Consider the following 2,469-nt stretch of genomic DNA (forward strand, 5'->3'; position numbering starts at 1 on the left):
AGAAATATAAGGATAATGTATAACGTGAAATCTATATATTCTTATATTTTTAGAATAATCCTTGAATTAGTAATGCTGCTGCCATCACTACACCGCAACGCACGGAGGCCTTTTGTGAAGCACCCATGAGTGGGATATAGGCTGGCGAAGCATTATGTGGCTTCAGTTCACGATAAATACGAATCGGCCAGAAAGCTGTAACTAGCGCCAAAAGCGCATAAACTGGAAGTACGCCCATCAGCACACAGACCACCACAGAGGCGTAACCAGTGAAGAGAAGTACACGCGAAAATACAAGTGCCTTCTGCTCCCCCCACACTACAACAAGCGTAAGCTTTCCAGCCTGCTCATCCGCTTTCCAATGTAGGAAATGGTGATTAAACAACAATAAGGTAGTTAAAAATCCAACTGGCAACGAAAGAATAACAGGCTTCATGCTGAATTGACCCGTTTGTACGAAATAAGAGCCCAATACCGGCATAATACCAAAAGCAATAAAGATGGCCAGCTCACTGTACCCTTTGCCTCGATATCCATAACGCAGTGGCGGAGCCACATAGAAATAAGCGATTAAAGCACCTACAAGTACAAACCAGAGGATATTCCAACCGCTATATATACTAAGGATTCCACCGCAGATGAGAGCAATCCCCAGCATACTCCAGGTCATCCTTGCATAAAAAGACTCCGAGAGGATTCCACCTGTCAGTAGCCCGGAGTTTGTGCTGATTTCACCAGCGGAATTCTTTGCTTCTGTATCGGTTCCGTTGCGGAAATCCCACAGATCATTCACCATATTGGAGAATAAATGCGCCGAAATTGCCCCTATTAAGGTAAGAATAAATAAAACCGGATGGAATGCCCCTTCCCATACATATGCCCCAACCGTACCCAAAACAATCGGGATGAGCATAACAGAGAAACTCCAAAACCGGGTCGCCTTGGTAAATAATGTCCATTTGTTCACTTCAAGCTTACCGCCTTTTTCATTTGATTTGATAATAATTATCACTGACTATTATACATCAATTTTCGATAGATTGTGAAGATTATCACTGCATATAATGTCTAATCTTGACATAATAACTCCGTTTGTTCGGCTAAAGGATATATTAATAGATGATAAACGTGTAAATACCCTCTTATTGGACATAAGACCACCCTTTCTCAACAAAAAATGAGTGTTGTTTTATAGGCAAGCCCATACCGATATGATATGATAGGCAAGCCTATGAACAGCGCTCCCTGAGTGCTGTTTTTAAGAGCGTAAAACTATATATAATAATGGAGGCTTTTACTGTCATGTCAGCGCAATCCCCTAACACCCAATCTGTCAAAATCGTCACCGCAGACCCTAGCGCCATCGGGCTATTCGGACTGGCTATTGTCACATTGGTTGCTTCTTCGCAGAAGCTTGAGTTTACAACAGGACTTAGCTACGTCATTCCTTGGGCTATCTTCCTGGGAGCATTCGCTCAACTATTTGCCGCAATTCAAGATGCTAAGCACAACAACACCTTTGGTATGACCGCCTTTGGCGCCTACGCTTTCTTTTGGTTCGGCATGGCTAGCAGCTGGCTGATCAAGCTCGGCGTATTCGGCCCAACGCTTGCAGAGGCTGTAGATCCTAAGCAGCTCGGATTTGTATTTCTGGGTTATTTGATCTTTACAATCTTTATGACCATTGGTGCGGTTGAGGCTAATAGAGTTTTGCTTATCATTTTTGTATTGATAGATTTCCTTTTTATTGGACTAACCTTCGATTCCTTTGGTATCGCTCCAGAATTCTTCCATAAGCTTGCTGCTTGCGCCGAACTTGGAATTGGTATCGTATCCTTATACGGATGTGGCGCTTCTGTGCTAAACGCTCATTTCGGACGCACTTTCTTACCGATCGGAGCTCCGCTAGGTATTTTCAAGAAATAATAATTCACCTTTTTTGAATCCTAACTTTTGCAAGCTGAAAGGATGCCTGAGACTATGCATGTCCTATCCTCTTCTGAATTAGCCGTAACCGCTATATTTGCGCTTATTCTCGCAGTTATTGCCTATTTGATCATTCGGAACATCCCAAAGATGACTGGTGATATCCCGGCTTTTCGCAAAAGAACACTGGTTTGGACCCAGGTTTCGCTTGTATTAACCGTACTTCAGCTGAACTTCAAAGCAGGTGACTGGCGATATTCTATCGTTCTTGGACTCATCGTATTATTTACCGGAAGCATTTGGCTTTCCGCCCGTTACCATGACATCCGCAGCACCTTAGATCCAGAATCCAAAGATTCTGAAGCACATTAGTAGAAGCTAGGTAACAAAATAAAGGTGATGAAGCTCCCGTAAGGGGGCTTTTTTTTGTGAATTCGGAAGGTCCCTTCGCATACTTCTCCCCTCCATAACCATACTAATGACATTCTAAGCTAAAACGCCTTCGGCGTCCTCTTAAGGACGGTAAGCGTTTATGCGAGAATT

Annotated in this window: 3 protein-coding genes; 2 read left to right on the forward strand and 1 reads right to left on the reverse strand. The window is 43.2% G+C overall.

Features of this window, described 5'->3' with window-relative positions:
* Nucleotides 1–49: 49 nt before the first annotated feature.
* Nucleotides 50–967, reverse strand: coding sequence for a prenyltransferase (locus CA600_RS30440; protein WP_256990090.1), 918 nt, complete (start codon nt 965–967; stop codon nt 50–52).
* A 335-nt stretch (nt 968–1,302) separates the two neighbouring features.
* Between CA600_RS30440 and CA600_RS30445 the strand changes: the two genes are divergently transcribed.
* The gene (locus CA600_RS30445; protein WP_042192624.1) at nt 1,303–1,926 is read left to right on the forward strand and encodes an acetate uptake transporter; all 624 of its coding nucleotides are present in this window, start codon (nt 1,303–1,305) and stop codon (nt 1,924–1,926) included.
* A gap of 54 nt (nt 1,927–1,980) precedes the next feature.
* A complete protein-coding gene (locus CA600_RS30450) occupies nt 1,981–2,298 on the forward strand; it encodes a hypothetical protein (protein WP_094874816.1) in 318 nt (105 codons plus the stop codon).
* Nucleotides 2,299–2,469: the final 171 nt, after the last annotated feature.

The sequence above is a fragment of the Paenibacillus sp. VTT E-133280 genome (genome assembly GCF_002264385.1).
Lineage (GTDB): Bacteria > Bacillota > Bacilli > Paenibacillales > Paenibacillaceae > Paenibacillus_AQ > Paenibacillus_AQ nitricinens.